The sequence below is a fragment of the Tengunoibacter tsumagoiensis genome (genome assembly GCF_003967535.1).
In the GTDB taxonomy this organism is placed as follows: Bacteria; Chloroflexota; Ktedonobacteria; order Ktedonobacterales; family Ktedonobacteraceae; genus Tengunoibacter; species Tengunoibacter tsumagoiensis.
This window is the reverse complement of the sequence record NZ_BIFR01000001.1, coordinates 382550-400988: the sequence shown is the minus strand read 5'-3', so window position 1 is coordinate 400988 and position 18439 is coordinate 382550. Positions and strand designations below refer to the sequence as shown.

Here is an 18439-nt window from a genome sequence, read left to right as displayed (position 1 = left end):
CACCATCCCATCAAACTTCACCTGAAACTGGTAGTTAAGCATATCTTTCAGGGCCCACAACGCACCAACTAGCTGCCCTCCTGCTTCTCGTAGTATTCGGTAACTCCACTAAAATATTAATGAAGGCGTGGCTATACATTTTTTATAAAACGTTGCGCAAAATTATGGATACAACATTCCTGGTCTAGTTCAGGTTGTATTGGTATCAGGAATAAATATTTTAAGGGAGTTTTTACCATGGAATTTTCACAGGCCGCCTCCTGGATCTGGTTGGATGGAGAGGCTGTTCCCCGTAATTTCTGGTTGCGTGCCCGCCAGCTTTTTCTTTGTCCACGAAACGTCTTGAAGGCCACGTTATTGTTGACCGCCGATAGCCGCTATGAGGCATTCATTAATGGTGAGCAGCTTGGCGTAGGACCAGCGCGTTCATATCCCTGGGCGTATAGTTATGATGAATATGACGTAACAGCTTTATTGCAAGAGAATGTTGAAAATGTGCTGGCGGTTCGTGTAGTGCACTGGGGGGATTCTTCTTTCCAATATATCCGTGGTCGGGCGGCCATCCTTGCGGAATTAATCATTGAGTTACAGGATGGTCAGATTCTTCATCTGGGAAGCGACGAACACTGGCTCCTCTCGCCCGATCCAGCCTATATTCGTGAGACTCAGAGAAGCGCCCCTCAGTTTGGCTATGAAGAACATTATGATGCTCGTCTGGCAGAAGATAACTGGGTGTATGCTGACTTCGCCACTCACAACTGGGAGCCCGCCACAATCCTGGGTCCAATTGGAATGGAGCCATGGACAAAGCTCGTGCCGCGTTCAATTCCTTTTCTAAGCTGCGACGATATCTTCCCTTCAAAAGTCGTAGCTGCCGAGCTAGCTCAACTCTTGCCAGGGACCTCCTGGAATTTTAACCTGAGACAGCTACCAGGTCTACCAATTCTAGGATCGGAATCGACCGAGCAAAGTGGTCGAGCTATTGTCACAGAGATCATTGCACCAGATGCCTGTTTGCTACGTATTCATCATACAGTAGATTACTCCTGGCATTCTTTTGCCTGTCGTGGACAGAAGATAAAGGGACAGAGTTGCGAGCTTCAGGCTGGAAGAAATCTCTTTGTCGTAGCTGGCAACACTGAATGGTTAAGCTTTTATTTAGAGTGTGAGCTACCGCTCCAGTTTTCTGCCACGCGGCTCCTGACCGAGCCCTCTTTGCACAAAGAAGAGCCCCCCTGGGCCGTGTTTGCTCCATTAAACGAGAAAACTGAGCTTGCAGAACTTTTGCGCACCGTCACACCTGATCAATTGCCGCCTCATCCTCGTGTAGAGCTTCGTTATGAGGATTTATTAGCGCCTGATGCCTTTCTTCTGACAAAGACCCAGCGTCATCTATTACCAGCTTCGGGTTTTTGTGATCTGCGTATTGCCGGTCCACAACCACGAACCCTTCTACCTGAGCTAACCGCGCCTCTCATTGTACAACCTGACGCCTTATTGCATCAGAATAAAGATTTTACCACTCTCTATCCACAAGCTGAGGGTGATCTTCACCTGGTCATAGAATTTGAGCGGCTCATGGTCGGCTATCTCCAATTTGAACTGGACACCTCCGAAGGAACGATTATCGATGTGAACCTGTTTGAAGAGATCGACGATAGCGGGATCTTCTGGACCGATCTGGTCCATAATAGCCTTCGCTATACCTGTCGTGAAGGTCGGCAGAGCTACCGCTCGAATGTAAGACGAGGTTTTCGCTATCTCTCATTAACCATTCGTGGTGCCAGGAGACCGATCCGCTTCTACAATCTACGGGGACTATTAAGCACCTATCCAGTTGAGAAACGAGGCTCATTTGCGTGTAGCGAGACCACCCTGACAAAGATCTGGGAAGTGGCCGCCTATACAGTGCAACTTTGCATGGAGGATACCTATACAGACTGTCCCACTTATGAACAGACCTTTTACGTGGGCGATGCGCGTAATTCAGCCCTTGTGAACGCCCTGGCCTTTGGAGCCTATGAATTGACCGAGCGCTGTTTGCGTTTGGTAGCCCAATCGCTTGATCCTCAGATTGAACGTGTAAAGAAGCCTCATGAACGTGGAAGACTTCTCTTAACCACCGATCATATTGTAAGTGGCTGGTTTAATGTCATCCCTATGTGGAGCTTTCTCTGGGTCTGGAGCGTCTGGGATCACTATCAACTGACCGGAGATCGTAAACTACTCACAGACCTGTATCCAGCCGTAAAAGAGAATCTCAAGCGCGCATTGAGCTTTCTTACCGAGCGAGCATTGCTCGATATTCCGGATGTCTCCAATCTGGTTGATTGGACGCCGATGGATATGCCACGAGAGGGCGAGATTACCGCCAATACAGTCTTGCTGGTTGAATGTTTGCGTCGTGCTGCGGCCATGGCTGAAGAGCTAGCCAACCTTCAGATGAGCAGTGGCCTGCAAGATTCCATGGACCTGTTAGCGGAAGCGAGCCAGTATATCGTAGATGCCGAGCGTATTCGTATCGCGGTCAACCAGTATTGCTGGTCTGACGAGCGCCAGGCCTATCTTGATACAGTACGAGACGAGGATGCTTACGAGCGCTATTCCTCTCGTCTGCAAGAGCGTGGAGAGCTACCTGAAACCTATGAGCGTTTTCAAGAGCGCAGCCGTATCAGTGAGCCCACCAACACCCTTGTCCTGCTCTGCCACTGTGCTCCACCTGAACGAGCAAAGCAGATCCTTCCAATGGTTTTATCGGCTCAAGAGGCTGATTATGTGAACGTCGACCCCAACTGGAAGCCAAGCTGGACACAGGACAAGCTTGTTCCGGTTGGCAGCCCCTGGTTTCTATTCTTTACCGCTGAGACGCTTGTTGCACAAGGAGAAGTTGAGGCGGCCATTCAGGTAATTAGAAGACATTGGGGCTACATGCTAGAAAAAGGGAGCACCACCTTTTGGGAGATGTTCCGCTTCTGGACCGATGAACATTGGACGCGGAGCCTCTGCCATGGTTGGGCTGGTGGTCCCGTCTACTTCCTTTCGACTCAGGTGCTTGGTGTACGGCCAGCAGAGCCTGGTTATGCAAGAGTTACAATTGAGCCACAACCATGTGGGCTCCAGTGGGCCAGAGGAAGCGTCCCTACACCACACGGAGATGTGCATGTGCGCTGGCAGATAGACGGTCAGGATTGGGAAGTGGAGCTCCAGCTGCCCGGAGGAATTAGCGGAGAGCTCTTATTAAACGAGCTTAGTGAGCGCCCTGTCCTGCTCGCCGGGTCATCAGGCGATGAGCTCGTGCAAAAACAGTCTGACTGGCAGATCAAGCTAGCCCCTGGAGCGCATGTGAAATATCGTTGTCGCCGATTAGTAGATTAATAGTTGCTAGAGAAACGGAGAGCAGTGCCGTTCACAGAGGATGAAATGAGCTTTTAGGTTTTAAAGATTGGTTACGTGAATAAACAAAGGAGGACGTCTCTTTCCTCTGCTCCCGTTTCGCTCTGGTCGTCTTCCAAGGCTCAATGGGAAACGGGCAATGATGGTATGGAGGGGCTGGCATGGTGGAGCTTCGAGATGTGGAAAGAGACAAGCGACCTTCCCTGCTTCTATTATTGTGCTATGATCTTTTTCGCATATAAAAATACGCCAAGTAGGGAAAGTTGCTTGTCTCTTTCCACTGTTCCCATTGCACTCTGTGAGCCCATCTATTGCTCGAGTGGGCAATGGACAATGGGAACAGAGGTTATGGAGGGGCTGGCATGGTGGAATGGGAAATTCAGGAAGGAAACAAGCGACCTGCCCTACTTCTATTGTCGCGCTATGATCTTTTTCGCATATAAAAGCATACCAAGTAGGGAAAGTTGCTTGTCTCTTTCCACTGCTCCCATTCTGTCCTGGTCGCCCCTCCATGGCTTAATTGGAAACGGGGAAACGGGGAAATGATGGTATGGAGGGGCTGGCATAGTGGAGCTTTGAGATGTGGAGGGAGACAAGCGACCTTCCCTACTTGATTTATCTGTTATTGTCAAAAATGAATTATATTGCCCATTAAAATCTGTTAAGTAGGGAAAGTTGCTTGTCTCTTTCCACTGCTCCCATTCTGTCCTGGTCGCCCCTCCATGGCTTAATTGGAAACGGGGAAATGGGGGAAATGATGTTATGGAGGGGTGACTATAGTGGAGCTTCAAGATTCGGAAGGAGACAAGCGACCTTCCCTACTTGAATTGTCTATTTTTGTGAAAAATATATAGTCTTGCACATTAAACTATGTCAAGTAGGGAAAGTTGCTTGTCATGGCTTTATGTGCATGCGTATACGTGCCGACTGGTGTAGGCATCATCATAGCCTACACCAGTCGGCACGTATATGTATCTACAGCTTCTAGAGAGCTTCCAGGCGCAGTAGAACATCGCCTTTTTGAACAACATTACCGCTGACGGCAACCATTTTCACCACGCGGCCACTGGTTTCGGCTGCAATCTCATTAAAGACCTTCATAGCTTCAACGAGAGCCACAACCTGTCCGACCTGTACAATATCTCCAACCGAGGCAAAAGGAGGAGTGCTAGGGGAAGCGGCGGCATAATACACACCAGTGAGAGGTGCAACGACGGGAATCGTTTTATCAGCCTCTTTTGCTGGTTTGCCTGCTGATCTGGGCGCAGGGAGGCCTGGACTCGTCACAGCGAGCGTGGGGACCTCAGATACAGCGGGAGCCAGAACCATACCGGGACTGCGTCGAATAATGATCTCAGTGCCATCCTCAGTCAGCTCCAGCTCGCCAACGCTACTGCCTTCAAGAACAGTAACGATCTCCTCAACGCGTTCCAACCATGCTGATGAAGGGTGTTTGTGTCTATCCATCTCTACCTTACTCTTCATAGCGCTTAAAGATGAGGCTAGTGTTATGACCACCAAACCCCATCACATTAGAGACCGCCACGTTCACATTTGCACGTACGGCTTCGTTCGGTGTATAGTTCAGATCGCATTCGGGATCCGGGTGATGCAGATTGATCGTAGGAGGGATAATACCATTCAGAATACTCTGAATAGAGATCACCGCCTCGACTGCACCAGCGGCGCCCAGCGTATGGCCAGTCATTGATTTGGTGGAGCTAATAGCCACGCGATAGGCATGTTCGCCAAAGCAGGCTTTAATCGCAGCCGTCTCAGTGCGATCATTGGGTCCAGTTGAAGTGCCATGGGCATTGATATAATCGACCTGATCGGGCCGCAGACCAGATTTCAGAAGAGCTTTACGCATGGCGCGGATCAACCCATCGCCACCAGGAACTGGTTCAGTCACATGGTGAGCATCGCTGGTGCAGCCATAGCCTACCAGTTCGGCCAGAATGCGAGCGCCGCGGGCCTTAGCGAACTCGAGATCTTCGAGAATCAAAGTTGCGGACCCCTCACCCATCACAAAGCCATCGCGGGTGGCATCGAAGGGACGGCTGGCCCCTTGAGGATCGTCATTGCGGCGAGAGAGCGCATGCATATTATCGAAAGCCGCCATCGCAATTGGAGTCACAGCTTTCTCGGAGCCACCTGCGATCATAACCTTCGCGTCGCCGCGGCGGATAGTCTCCCAGGCCTCACCAATGGTATTGCCACTGGTAGCACAGGCCGAGACAGCCGCCCAGTTTGGACCTTTAGCGCCTGTCAAAATCGAGACAATACCTGGAGCACCGTCGATAATCATCATATTGATAAAGAACGGGCTAACACGATCAGGCCCTTTTTCGTGTAAAGCAGTAAACTGATCATGAAGAGTGACCAGCCCGCCGATGCCGCTACCGATATAGACACCAACATCTTCAGCGATCTCATCAGTAATCTGGAGATTCGCATGAGCCAGAGCCTGTTTAGCGGTAGCAATAGCGAGCTGTTCATAGGGATCGTTACGGCGTGCCTCTTTGCGATCCATATATGGGGTTGGATCAAACGTCTTGATCTGACCAGCGAAATGGACGCGATGTCTACTGGTGTCGTAGGCAGTAATTTCACCAATGCCGGATCTACCGTGAATGATACCATCCCATGAAGATTCCAGATCATTGCCTAACGAGGTAACCAGTCCCATTCCGGTTACTACTACGCGAGACATAAAGTCACCTCCAGTTTATCTACTGAGGCATCTTATCCGCGATGCCTCGGGTTCGGTTTATGTGCCACAGGTCTATGATAGACAGTGATATCTTAGAGAGAATAATGAACAGGCTTAGATACCCAGAGCTTCAGACTCCTCCTGAATGAAACGTGTATAGGTATCGCCTCTCACAAAGCCCTCATGTTTGAGAAGGCGCTGGTGAAAGGGAATAGTGGTAGTGACACCCTCAATCACGTATTCATCGAGTGCGCGTTGCATGCGAGCAATAGCTTCCTCGCGAGTCTCAGCCCAGACTACCAGCTTGGACAGCAGGGAGTCATAGTGGGGAGGTATCTCATAGTTAGCGATCAGATGGCTATCGACGCGAACGCCAGGTCCACCAGGAGGGAGATACCGTTCGATAGTTCCGGTCTGTGGCCGAAAATCGAGATTAGCATCTTCAGCGGTAATGCGGCATTCAATCGCATGGCCTCGAAGCTGAATATCTTCCTGTTTCAACTGTAACGGCTCACCTGAGGCAATCAAGAGCTGTTGTTTCACCAGATCGAGACTCGTAACCATTTCTGTTACGGGATGTTCTACCTGAAGGCGTGTATTCATCTCCATAAAGTAATAGCGATTCTGCTCATCGACCAGGAATTCGAGAGTACCAGCGTTGCGATAACCGACCTGACGTACAGCTCTAATAGCGCGTTCACCAATCTCGTTACAGAGCTCACGTGGTAGAATCGGGCTGGGTGACTCCTCTAAAACCTTTTGATTGCGGCGCTGGCATGAACAGTTGCGTTCACCCAGGTGGACTCCATTGCCATAATTATCGACCAGAACCTGGATCTCGATATGGCGAGCGCGTGCTAAATAGCGCTCAAAGTAGATCCCATCATCATGGAAAGCCTCCCGCACCTCGTTTTGAGCTACGGTAAAGACTCGCTCTAATTCATCTGGATGGTTAATCAAGCGGATGCCTCGTCCACCACCGCCAGCGACAGCCTTGAGCATCAGGGGATACCCGATCTCTTTGGCTGCCTCTTGCGCCTCGGCCACCGTATGTAAGACGGGGGTACCTGGGAGCATGGGCAGACCAGCTTCAACCATTGCCTGACGTGCGGATACCTTATCGCCCATGATAGCCATAACTTCTGCGGATGGGCCGATAAACGTAATATTCACATCTTTGCAGATCTGAGCAAAGCTGGTGTTTTCGGACAGGAAACCATAGCCGGGATGAATAGCCTCAGCATGAGAGATAATAGCGGCGCTGATGATATTGGGAATATTCAAATAACTCTTCCCACTATTGCCGGGGCCGATGCAGATGCGTTCATCTGCCATTTGAACGGGAAGAGAATCCCGATCCGCCTCGGAGTGGGCAATGACACTACGAATTCCCATTTCGCGGCAAGCGCGAATGATACGTAGCGCAATTTCTCCACGATTAGCAATTAAAATTTTTCGAAACATATGGTGTAGATGAAAATACCCGTTTGTGCGGTTTTTCACCCTGCTCCTCTCACAAAAAGCCCTGGTGAGGGGTGTTGTAAAAGATTATATCACAGGTGAGAATATGGAGCACCACGAGTGGTACTTGAGCGTAGAAATGGCTGCAAATTTTCAAAGGTGAGAGCAAAACTTCTCTGCTTTCACCTTTGAAGACGCTAATTTTGGTCTGTACTTTCACCTGTACTATCGTCAATCCAGCAAAAATGCCTCGTCTTCTGCAAAAAGAAGGACAGAATAGTTAGAATAGAAAGAAAGTAGTAGTCTTGCCAAAAAAACATAAGTTATCCTTGATACATTTGTAGCTGTTTTGACACAGACTATGAAATTTGTTATGCTCTTCTTTGAACTATAGGTGTACTTATCATTCTCACTCTTTACAAGAAAAAAAGCAGGTCTCCTGGAGGGCCATAACTCATGCATCAATCGACCGATCCAACACAGCCAACACAGCCATCTCAGCTGCCAGAAGGATCGTCTGCTTCTGTAGATGAACAACAGATTACCGAAACACCATCTTTTACTGAGGAAGTACCCTCTGCTACTGAAGCAACAGAGGCCCCATTAACAGAGAAAGAAGAGCTCTCTCAAGAGGAAGAGGCTCCTACAGCTGATAAGGTTGAAACAGTTGATGATCCTCAAGAGGAGCAGGTTTCCGAAGCCGAAATTGATGAAGAATACGAGGACGAAGAGGTAGATGATGAGGAGCCAGAGTCACTGAAAAAATACTGGGTTATTTGTGGAGTCCTGGCTGCATTACTTGTGGTCGCATGTATAGGCATTGCAGCCTTTGTCACCCATGGTTTTCGACCAGAACCAGCAAATGGCTGGATTACTACGACCACCAATAACAATCCATCTCATCCAAAAATCGCTATTTTCATCCATTGGAAAAACGACAATGGCAAACTGAAGGGCGAATTGGAGAATGGTATTAAAGACGAAGGTATCTCTTATAGTTTCAATGGCACCTATGATTATGAGAGCCATAAAGTCAAGCTTTTTCTCAGTGTCAATGGACAGCCATTAACATTAAATGGAACTATTAAAGATAATACTTTGACAATCAACGATGACAGTGGCACCAGTGGCCTCCAGAACCTCAAACTGCACAGTGGCTCTGAAGATGATTACGAGAATACCAAATCACAATATGCCTAGCCACTAGCTCGCACTCAATCTCAAAACAGCACATTGGCGTATGATAGAGCGCCAGATGTGTCTGTATATGTTATTATGAGTCATCCCGGATTTTTGAGTAACCCCTAGAAAAAGAAGTTCTGAGAAAAGCTCACAAAAAGGGAAGACTAGGCAAAAAAGACCTCCTGCGCTACACTGTTAGAAATGAAACAAAACAGAACGCACAGGAGGTCTTTCACATCGATGCAGCCTAAGTATGACATACTTCAAGAAAAGGAACAAGATCCTCAACAGGTTTCACAGCAATTAGCGCAAGAACTCGAAAAATTTCTTTCCCCTCTTCTTCTCGTGCTGGATACCATCTTAGATAAGCGGCTTGTACGAACATTTCTTCATTGTTGCGTTGCCATCCTCCGATTCCGAAATCAAAAGCAGGGGCTTTTACTGAGTGAATTGGGATCATATCTTCCCACAAGAGAAGGATGTTCTTCTTCTGCTCCAGCAGGAACAAAAAGGATAAGTAATCTGCTTCGATCAGTGAAATGGTCTTTCTTCTCTCTTGATCGATTCTTACTTCAAGAAGCAGATAAACAGGTGAAAGATCTTTGTAGTCAAAAGAAAGATGTTCTTTGTATTTGGGATGGAAGTGTGATTGAAAAGCCCGAAAGCAATCATATTGAAGGACTTTGTTCTGTCCCTTCAAGTAAAGCAAAGCGATTATCAAGAACGAAAAAAGGGCTTGTTTTTAATCTTCCTGCAAAAAAGGCAGTGACCGTGACTGGTATGCATTGGACCGCCCTTCTGATAGGTGGGATGCAAGGCACAGTGAAAGTTGCAATGGCAAGTTGGTGGAGCACCAAGGGAGAAGAAGCAACAACCACAAGAAAAAAGGAAGAAGAATTGCTCAGGGCCTGTGTCAGGCAATGGGGAGATACGCTCCTCCATATCTTTGATCGTGGATACGCTTCAGGACCCTGGATCAAGCTTCTTCAAACATTTCGGATTCATTTTGTCATTCGATGGAAGAAATCTCACTTTTTCCGGAATGAAAAAGGGGAAGAAAAGAAACTCTGGCAAATTGGGCAAGGAAAAAAGTATCTTGATCACAAAGAAATATATGATGGCTCGACGGGAGAAAAAATGCCTTGTGATGTCTGGTGGGCACCAATCTGGCATAAACACTATGAGTATCAACTCTTTCTTGTTCGTGTTCGAGTACGAAAAAAGGTTTGGTATTTAGTCACAAATGATCCAATACGAAAAAAAGAACAGGCATGGAGGATTGTCTTTGCGTACAAAAGGCGTTGGCAAATTGAAGTGAGTTTTCGCTATGGAAAATGTGAATTAGGGATGGAAAGTCCACGCGTGTGGTCTCTCGAAAATCGCCTAAAGCTTCTTGGGATGGTCACCATTGTCTATGCATTTCTCCTTCATCTCCTCAAACCACAGTATCAATATCTTCTCAAAGCTGTTTTATTGCTCAAATGCCACCGCACAGGAAAGCGGTGCCAGAACATTCCGACACCGCTTTATCGCCTTCGATGGGCTATCAGCCGACTCTGGGACGACTATCACCCTCTTCTTGGGTGCCTCTTTCCGCCGAATCTTCACACTATTCAAGCGCTCGCATCCATTGGAAGTTGGACGTTATCCTCCGTAAATCCGGGATGACTCATATATGCGATTAGGGACGTAAATACAGACAAGTTTTGAGCAAATATACTGTTTAAAAGATCGAAATAAGTTCTCTTATCGCCCGAAAATGCTATTTTATGGAGCCTGTTACAAAATTAAGCGGCTCTCTCGGCTTGTTGAAGAGTGCGTATAATTGAGGATAGATCATTGAGTAAACGTTGTAAGACCTCTACTTTGACTTCAATCGGTTTTAAGCGGCTCATATGGTCCAATTGACGATCGATTGCCTGTAATGAGCGATAGTGGCGATCGGCCAGCTGAGGGCATTCAACTAAATAATTCATCTGGTTGCGAACGAGTTGCATACCCCGACGGATCAAGCCTGTAACCTCAGAATACTCTGCATTGAAGAATTTCAAGTGTGCCATTATAGTTCATCCCTCCTCAGTTATATATTTTATAGAGCGGCCTGCCAGTAGCACTTAATGAGTAATGGTAAAGAACGATTGTCAAACTTCTTCCTGAATTATAGAGAATCTTCGTTAAGTTGACAGTTAAATAGTTCACAAATTACTCATGCGCTTCTGTCTTTTTTGTTGATCTGCCGCTTTTAGTATGTAGAAAATACGTTCTAATTCAAAAGATCCTCTAAATAATCTTCTGTTGTTATAGACGTGGATTCTTCCAATAATTGGGGGATGGTTTGATCCTACTGTAGACTGGCATTCCGCACCTGATGTTTTAAATTCAAGCTTCATCCAGGCCAGGCAGGCCAGAGCACATTGTGGAGATGCTCTCTATCTCTGTATTCCGAAACATCCTGAACTGCCACATTACAAATTTCTTGCGGAATGGAGATTTTAGACAAATGTTTTGCTCTTTGCGAGGGTAAGTCTGGTGAGAGAAAAGATATGCTTTTTTTAAGACCAGGAGGCCAACAGAGTTATAATTGAGGAGGTTGTGAAGCGAGCAAAAAACGTCGCCCAGTCAGGCGGGTGGGATGGTAGCGCCATCTTGAAAGAAAAGGGCAAAGCAAAAACGCCGCCCAGCTAGGCGGGTGAGATGGCAGCGTCCAGCTTGAAAGAAAAATGGCAAGCAAAAACGCCGCCCAGTTAGGCGGGTGAGATGGCAGCGTCCAGCTTGAAAGAAAAGAGAGAAGCAAAAAACGCCGCCCAGTTAGGCGGGTGAGATGGCAGCGTCCAGCTTGAAAGAAAAATGGCAAGCAAAAACGCCGCCCAGTTAGGCGGGTGAGATGGCAGCGTCCATCTTGAAAGAGAAGAGAGAAGCAAAAACGCCATCCAGTTAGGCGGGTGAGATGGCAGCGTCCTATTTTCCCATGCAGTTGCCCGCAGAGTATCATCGGGGCTGAAGAGCTTAACTACCGTGTTCGGGATGGGAACGGGTGGACCCTCTTCGCTACAGCTACCAGCTCACCTGCATATCCAGGTGGCGTTTTCAACAAGACGAATACTACCAGAACCTTTGAGCTTTGTCAAGCCTTTTTTGGTGAGTTCTTTTTTTCACAGGGAGGCAAGGGGTAGGATGGTCGACCCTCCCTGTCTCGTTTCGAGGCGGGAAGAGAAACGCGAATAGGTGCTTAAATGAGTATTGAGAGCAATAAATAACACTACAAGTAGGGAAGGTTGCTTGCCTCCTTCCTCAACTGTGAGACACCGCAATGCCAGCCCCTCCATCGCTTCTTTTCACGTTGAGCTATGGAGGGGCTCACACAGCGGAGGTGGAAGAGAGGAAAGAGACAAGCGACTTTCCCTACTTGACATCATTTTATATGTGAAAAAGATCATGATGCGGTAATAGAAGTAGGGAAGGTCGCTTGTCTCCTTTCACATCTCGAAGCCCCACCATGCCAGCCCCTCCATCGCCCATGGTCACGTTGCGTTATGAAGGGGCGACCAGAGCGGAGTGGGAACAGAGAAAAGAGACAAGCGACTTTCCCTATTTAAAAGAGTAAGATATGATTTTTTGCGTGTGAGGCAAGAAAAGCAGTAGGGAAGGTCGCTTGTCTCCTTCCACATCGTGCCCCTGTACCATGGTTGCCCCTCCATAGCTTCGTTTCCCTATTTTCCGTTTTCCACTTGAGCTATGGAGGGGCTGGCAGAGTGGAGAGGGAAGAGAGGAAAGAGACAAGCAACTTTCCCTACTTGATATCATTTTATATGTGAAAAAGATTATGATGCGGCAATAGAAGTAGGGAAGGTCGCTTGTCTCCTTCCACATCTCGAAGCTCCGCAATGCCAGCCCCTCCATAGCATCATGTCCCATTGGGCCATGAAGGAGCTCACAGAGCGGAGTGGGGAACAGAGGAAAGAGACGCCCTACTTGGCAGTGTTTTATCTTTGAAATAGAGCATGATATGACAAGACAAGTAGAGCGTCTCCTTCCACAATCGTGAAGCTCCGCAATGCCAGCCCCTCCATCACCCATGGTCACGTTGCGTTATGAAGGGGCGACCAGAGCGGGCTGAAACGAGCCCCTTCCCGACGCTTCCCCGCTTCTGCACGAACCAGCAAAGCCCAGCAAAAAGTCACCCCCCTTGACAGCCCCTTTCCCGAGTGCTATACTCCGTGAGCTGTCGTTTCCAGACAATCACTCTCCTGGAGGGTGCTCCTGTCCGCAAACCCCCGGCTGTGCCACGATAACGTGGCCCCTCAGGAAGTTGTCCTTCCCGATGATGTGCACGACCACACGGTTCGTCCGTGGGTCTTTCAGCCCTCTTCAGAGGCCGGAAGCGTCCACACACTGGAGAAGAAGGACTTTTGGGGCAGGCGAAAAACTCAACAAGAAAACGCTTGACAGACCCCGAGGAATGTGAGATACTACAGCAGTCGTCGCGAGAACGCCAAAACAACGCAATCGAGCGAGACACCCGAGAGCTACGGTTCTCGATCAGTCGCACTTTGACAACTGAAGAGTGGAAAGCAGAACAGTAACTGGTTTAGTGAAGAAGTAACAAGACACCAGTTCCTGTCAATTCAATCACTTGGCTCACGCTAAGTGATGCAATCTGCGAACAAGCCAAGCAATAAAATACTTGGACTGGATCGCGAACTACACAATGCATTTTTTCATCCTCCGCTGTGAGGGTGAGGACATAAATTGGATGGCGAGTTTGATCCTGGCTCAGGATAAACGCTGGCGGCGTGCCTAACACATGCAAGTCGAACGCACTCAGCAATGAGTGAGTGGCGGACGGGTGAGTAACGCGTGGATTATCTGCCCCAAAGTGAGGAATACCGGCGAGAAATCGCCGACAATACCGCATATGCTCGCAAGAGGAAAGCTCGCAAGGGCGCTTTGGGATGGGTCTGCGTCTGATTAGCTAGTTGGTGAGGTCAAGGCTTACCAAGGCGACGATCAGTAGCTGGTCTGAGAGGACGATCAGCCACACTGGGATTGAGAACGGCCCAGACTCCTACGGGGGGCAGCAGTGAGGAATTTTCGTCAATGGGGGCAACCCTGAACGAGCAACGCCGCGTGCAGGATGACGGTTTTCGGATCGTAAACTGCTTTTCTTGGGGACGAGAACGGACGGTACCCAAGGAAGAAGCCCCGGCTAACTACGTGCCAGCAGCCGCGGTAATACGTAGGGGGCAAGCGTTGTCCGGATTTATTGGGCGTAAAGCGCACGCAGGCGGTCAGGTAAGTTTGTACTGACAATCTCCGGCTCAACTGGAGAGGGTGTATGAAGACTGCTTGACTTGAGGGCTTCAGAGGGACACGGAATTCCGGGTGGAGTGGTGAAATGCGTAGATATCCGGAGGAACACCAATGGCGAAGGCAGTGTCCTGGGAAGTACCTGACGCTCAGGTGCGAAAGCCAGGGGAGCGAACGGGATTAGATACCCCGGTAGTCCTGGCCGTAAACGATGACCACTAGGCGTTGGAGGGTTCGACCCCTTCAGTGCCGGAGCTAACGTTTGAAGTGGTCCGCCTGGGGAGTACGGTCGCAAGATTAAAACTCAAAGGAATTGACGGGGACCCGCACAAGCAGCGGAGCGTGTGGTTTAATTCGATGCAACGCGAAGAACCTTACCAGGACTTGACATGGAATTGCACCAGCGGTAACGCGCTGTCCCTTCGGGGCGGTTCCACAGGTGCTGCATGGCTGTCGTCAGCTCGTGTCGTGAGATGTTGGGTTAAGTCCCGCAACGAGCGCAACCCCTGTCGTTAGTTGAATGGTCTAACGAAACTGCCGCGATCAACGTGGAGGAAGGCGGGGATGACGTCAAGTCAGCACGGCCCTTACGTCCTGGGCGACACACACGCTACAATGGTCGAGACAAAGAGTTGCGAACCCGCGAGGGGGAGCCAATCTCGTCAAACTTGGCCTCAGTTCAGATTGGAGGCTGCAACCCGCCTCCATGAAGTGGGAGTTGCTAGTAACCGTAGGTCAGCACACTACGGTGAATACGTTCCCGGGTCTTGTACACACCGCCCGTCACACCACGAAAGTCGGCAACACCTGAAGCCGCTGGGCTAACCCTTCGGGGGGGCAAGCGTCGAGGGTGGGGTCGGTGATTGGGGTGAAGTCGTAACAAGGTAGCCGTACCGGAAGGTGCGGCTGGATCACCTCCTTTCTAGGGAGCTTTGATGGACCTTTCTCAGCAATGAGCAAGCCCCTCCATCCACTCCTAGGTCGAAACAGGAAATGGTCGTTACTTTTGCAAGCCAGAGGGCTGGCTGGTTTCCACTCTCCAGTGGTTGGGGTTTCCCCTGATCACGTGCACCTGAACAACTGAAGAGGATATTCCTTCAATTTTGCTGAGCGATGAAGATTGCAAGCACGAGTTGAAGCAGAGCAAGCAAGACACCATCAAGACCAAAGAAAGAACAAGCTACACAGAGTACGAGGTGGATGCCTTGGCACGAAAGACCGATGAAGGACGCGGAGACCGGCGAAACGTTCGAGGGGAGCTGCATACAAGCGATGAACCTCGAGATTCCGAATGGGGCAACCCATCCAGAGTGATGTCTGGATACTCCCTGTTGAACACATAGACAGGGTAGAGGGCAGCGGGCGAACTGAAACATCTCAGTAGCTCGACGAAAAGAAATCAACCGAGATTCCCGTAGTAGTGGCGAGCGAACCGGGAGGAGCCCAAACCATCCGTTCTTCGGAACGGGCGGGGTTGTAGGACCGATAACAAACAATCTCTAGCTACACGAACCTGTTGGAAAGCAGGACCAGAGCGGGTGAGAGTCCCGTAGTGAACAGCCGGAGAGCGTGGATCGGGATCCTGAGTACCACGAGGCACGTGAAACCTTGTGGGAAGCTGGGGGGACCACCCTCCAAGGCTCAACATCTTTCGTGACCGATAGCGAACAAGTACCGTGAGGGAAAGGTGAAAAGCACCCCGAGAGGGGGATGAAAGAGACCCTGAAACCACGTACTCACCAGCAGTCAGAGGCCACTGTTCCAGGAGGAACTAAGGGCTGATGGCGTGCCTTTTGTAGAATGATCCGGCGAGTGCATCGTCGTAGCAGGTTAACCAGCGGTAAAGCTGGGGAGCCAGAGGGCAACCGAGTCTGAAGTAGGCGCGCGTTGCGGCGATGCGACCCGAAACCACGTGAGCTATCCATGAGCAGAGTGAAGCGGATGTGACAGTCCGTCGAGGCTCGAACCCACCAGTGTTGCAAAACTGGGGGATGACTTGTGGATAGGGGAGAAATTCCAATCGAACGTGGAGATAGCTGGTTCTCCCCGAAATGTATTGAGGTACAGCTGCATGTGTTGTCTGTTGGAGGTAGAGCGCTGGAAAGGCTCGGGGCCCTGTGCGGGTTACCAACCCTTCTCAAACTCCGAATGCCAGCAGAGTGGAGCATGCAAGTGAGACAGTGGGGGCTAAGCTTCATTGTCAAAAGGGAAACAGCCCAGATCACCGGCTAAGGTCTCCAAATCACTGCTCAGTGTCAAAGGGAGTCAGTACGCAATAACAGCCAGGATGTTGGCTTAGAAGCAGCCATCATTGAAAGAGTGCGTAATAGCTCACTGGTCGAGTGTAGTGGCACCGACAACGTAGCGAGGCTTAAGCAGTGTACCGAAGCCGTGAATCCTGGTTTTTGACCAGGATGGTAGGGGAGCGTTCTCAAGCAGAGAAGCCAGACCGCAAGGACTGGTGGAGCGACGAGAAGTGAGAATGCCGGAATGAGTAGCGTAATCTCTGTGAAAACCAGAGACACCGAATGCCTGAGGGTTCCTGGGCACCGTCAATCGTCCCAGGGTGAGTCGGGCCCTAAGCCGAGGACGTCATAGTCGTAGGCGATGGAAAGCAGGTCAGAGATTCCTGCACTAGCGTCAGATCGTTTGTAACAATGGGGGGACGCAGTAGGGAAGGTGAACCGATCGAATGGACAGGATCGGCGTGTCGTTTGAAGTGCGAGACCGAGGCAAATCCCGGTCTCCTGTGCATGACAGCGGCACCGAGCGCGAGCAATCGTGCGGAAGTCATCGGACCCCAGGCTGCCAAGAAAAGCCTCTCGTGAGAGCTGATGCTACCCGTACCGCAAACCGACACTGGTAGGCAGGGGGAACTCCCCCAAGGTGATCGAGCGACCCTCTGTTAAGGAACTCGGCAAATTGACCCCGTACCTTCGGTAGAAGGGGTGCCCCAGTAGCGTGTTTCGATGCGTGAGGGGGCTGCAAGAAATTGGCTCAACCGACTGTTTACCAAAAACACAGGTCTCTGCGAACGCGAAAGCGGAAGTATAGGGGCTGACTCCTGCCCAGTGCCGGAAGGTTAAGCTGAGTGGTGTTCGTAGCCACGAGGTGAAGCCCCGGTGAACGGCGGCCGTAACTATAACGGTCCTAAGGTAGCGAAATTCCTTGTCGGGTAAGTTCCGACCCGCACGAAAGGAGTAACGAGTTGAGCACTGTCTCGACAGAGGACTCGGCGAAATTGAAGTACCCGTGAAGATACGGGTTACCCACGACAGGACAAAAAGACCCCGTGGAGCTTTACTACAGCTTGGCCTGGATACGAGGGACAGCGTGCGTAGCATAGGTGGGAGCCGGAGAATCCATCCTTGTGGGGGTGGAGGAGGCACTAGTGAAATACCACTCTCGTTGTGTTTTGTGTCTCACGCCAGACCGTGAACCGGTTGGCAGACAGGACCAGGTGGGTAGTTTGACTGGGGCGGTCGCCTCCCAAAGAGTAACGGAGGCGCTCAAAGGTTCTCTCCGGGTGGATGGACATCACCCTTATAGAGTGTAAAGGCAGAAGAGAGCTTGACTGCAAGGCAGACGCGCCGAGCAGGGACGAAAGTCGGACTTAGTGATCCCACATTCCCGAGTGGAAGGAGTGTGGCTCAACGGATAAAAGCTACCCCGGGGATAACAGGCTTATCTTGCCCAAGAGTTCACATCGACGGCAAGGTTTGGCACCTCGATGTCGGCTCGTCGCATCCTGGGGCTGGAGTAGGTCCCAAGGGTTGGGCTGTTCGCCCATGAAAGCGGCACGCGAGCTGGGTTCAGAACGTCGCGAGACAGTTCGGTCTCTATCCGTCGTGGGCGTAGGAAGATTGAGGGGCGTCATCTCCAGTACGAGAGGACCGAGATGGCTGAACCGCTGGTGTGCCAGTTGGCCTGCCCGGGCCACAGCTGGATAGCTATGTTCAGAAGGGATAAGCGCTGAAGGCATCTAAGCGCGAAGCCGCACCCAAGATGAGTCTTCCCATCACTTTGTGTGATCAAGATCCCAGGAAGAAGACCTGGTAGATAGACGACGCGTGGACGCCTGGTAACAGGTGGAGCGAAGTCGCCCTAATGATCGTACGGCTTGTCACTCTGGTCTTGAGTGGGTGAGCGAGCAAAAATCGGCTTGAACGCGTGGTTGCAAGCGGCGCGCTCGGCAAAATTGAGAGAATATCCTCAACAGTTGGTACCATCAGGTGCAATGGAACAAAGAGAGAGAAGTCAGGATTGTGAGATCCTGGCTTTTTTTGCGTGTGATAAGCCCGAAGTCGTCTATCCCAAAATGGAGTGAGACCTATCTGCACCCCTTATGAGGTCCTACAGGTGATAGAAGCGGTGCTTTAGACC

7 protein-coding genes and 3 rRNA genes are annotated in these 18439 nt (G+C 50.1%); 5 read left to right on the top strand and 5 right to left on the bottom strand.

What is annotated here, in order from left to right; all coding sequences use genetic code 11:
• Window positions 1–237 precede the first annotated feature (237 nt).
• Window positions 238–3375 (top strand): family 78 glycoside hydrolase catalytic domain, encoded by a 3138-nt coding sequence (locus EL628_RS01645; RefSeq protein WP_126578066.1) that lies wholly within the window; start codon window positions 238–240, stop codon window positions 3373–3375.
• 1002 nt (window positions 3376–4377) lie between these two features.
• On the opposite strand, the gene EL628_RS01640 is transcribed toward EL628_RS01645, so the two are convergent.
• The 3 genes from EL628_RS01640 to accC all read right to left on the bottom strand — a co-directional run bounded on the left by EL628_RS01640 (window position 4378) and on the right by accC (window position 7570).
• Window positions 4378–4860, bottom strand: a complete 483-nt coding sequence (locus tag EL628_RS01640; protein WP_161975200.1) for an acetyl-CoA carboxylase biotin carboxyl carrier protein — start codon at window positions 4858–4860, stop codon at window positions 4378–4380.
• A 7-nt stretch (window positions 4861–4867) separates the two neighbouring features.
• Window positions 4868–6106, bottom strand: coding sequence for a beta-ketoacyl-ACP synthase II (fabF, locus tag EL628_RS01635; RefSeq protein WP_126578064.1), 1239 nt, complete (start codon window positions 6104–6106; stop codon window positions 4868–4870).
• Between the two features lie 114 nt (window positions 6107–6220).
• On the bottom strand, window positions 6221–7570 hold the full coding sequence (gene accC / locus EL628_RS01630) for an acetyl-CoA carboxylase biotin carboxylase subunit (protein WP_126581846.1): 1350 nt from the start codon (window positions 7568–7570) through the stop codon (window positions 6221–6223).
• A 453-nt stretch (window positions 7571–8023) separates the two neighbouring features.
• On the opposite strand from accC, the gene EL628_RS01625 reads away from it, so the two are divergent.
• Window positions 8024–8767: a hypothetical protein gene (locus tag EL628_RS01625; RefSeq protein ID WP_126578063.1), complete on the top strand. Its 744-nt coding sequence runs from the start codon at window positions 8024–8026 to the stop codon at window positions 8765–8767.
• 222 nt (window positions 8768–8989) lie between these two features.
• On the top strand, window positions 8990–10417 hold the full coding sequence (locus EL628_RS01620; protein WP_161975199.1) for a transposase: 1428 nt from the start codon (window positions 8990–8992) through the stop codon (window positions 10415–10417).
• 119 nt (window positions 10418–10536) lie between these two features.
• Here the strand turns inward: EL628_RS01620 and EL628_RS01615 are convergent, their stop codons facing one another.
• On the bottom strand, window positions 10537–10809 hold the full coding sequence (locus tag EL628_RS01615) for a hypothetical protein (RefSeq protein WP_126578061.1): 273 nt from the start codon (window positions 10807–10809) through the stop codon (window positions 10537–10539).
• A gap of 885 nt (window positions 10810–11694) precedes the next feature.
• Window positions 11695–11811 (bottom strand): 5S ribosomal RNA (gene rrf / locus EL628_RS01610).
• A 1688-nt stretch (window positions 11812–13499) separates the two neighbouring features.
• On the opposite strand from rrf, the gene EL628_RS01605 reads away from it, so the two are divergent.
• Window positions 13500–14978, top strand: a 16S ribosomal RNA gene (locus EL628_RS01605).
• 251 nt (window positions 14979–15229) lie between these two features.
• Window positions 15230–18184, top strand: a 23S ribosomal RNA gene (locus EL628_RS01600).
• Window positions 18185–18439: the final 255 nt, after the last annotated feature.

Excerpts from the sequence above, each read along its gene's own strand:
- accC (WP_126581846.1), bottom strand. The coding sequence starts at position 7,570 with ATGTTTCGAAAAATTTTAATTGCTAATCGTGGAGAAATTGCGCTACGT.
- fabF (WP_126578064.1), bottom strand. The coding sequence starts at position 6,106 with ATGTCTCGCGTAGTAGTAACCGGAATGGGACTGGTTACCTCGTTAGGC.
- EL628_RS01645 (WP_126578066.1), top strand. The coding sequence starts at position 238 with ATGGAATTTTCACAGGCCGCCTCCTGGATCTGGTTGGATGGAGAGGCT.
- EL628_RS01640 (WP_161975200.1), bottom strand. The coding sequence starts at position 4,860 with ATGGATAGACACAAACACCCTTCATCAGCATGGTTGGAACGCGTTGAG.
- EL628_RS01620 (WP_161975199.1), top strand. The coding sequence starts at position 8,990 with ATGCAGCCTAAGTATGACATACTTCAAGAAAAGGAACAAGATCCTCAA.
- EL628_RS01625 (WP_126578063.1), top strand. The coding sequence starts at position 8,024 with ATGCATCAATCGACCGATCCAACACAGCCAACACAGCCATCTCAGCTG.
- EL628_RS01615 (WP_126578061.1), bottom strand. The coding sequence starts at position 10,809 with ATGGCACACTTGAAATTCTTCAATGCAGAGTATTCTGAGGTTACAGGC.